This window comes from Microbacterium sp. BG28 (assembly GCF_034044005.1).
Lineage (GTDB): Bacteria > Actinomycetota > Actinomycetes > Actinomycetales > Microbacteriaceae > Microbacterium.
Genome location: NZ_JAXCHA010000017.1, coordinates 1 through 298, shown reverse-complemented (window position 1 = coordinate 298; position 298 = coordinate 1). Strand labels below are relative to the sequence as shown.

General features: G+C 69.5%; 1 pseudogene. It reads right to left on the bottom strand.

The features are described from left to right. Positions 1-181 precede the first annotated feature (181 nt). Positions 182-298, bottom strand: a pseudogene (locus SK224_RS16730) (protoheme IX farnesyltransferase); the annotation flags it as partial.

Genomic DNA, 298 nt, shown 5'->3' with positions numbered 1-298 from the left:
GGCGGCCGAGACCGCATCCGACATCGCCGCGGTGCCCGCCGACACGGCTTCCGCGCCGCAGAACGACGTCGAGGAAACCATCGAGAAGCCGATCACCCGCTGATCCGGCGACGCTCACGCGAAGCGAAGACCCCTCGGCCACGCCCTGCCGGCCGAGGGGTCTTCGCGTGTCGCGAAGCGATCAGAAAGGCAGCAGCGGATCGATCGCGATGGCGACGAAGAGCAGCGTCAGATAGGTGATCGACGCGTGGAAGACCCGCATCGGGCGGGGCTCGGTGCCGCGCACCGCGCGCGCATA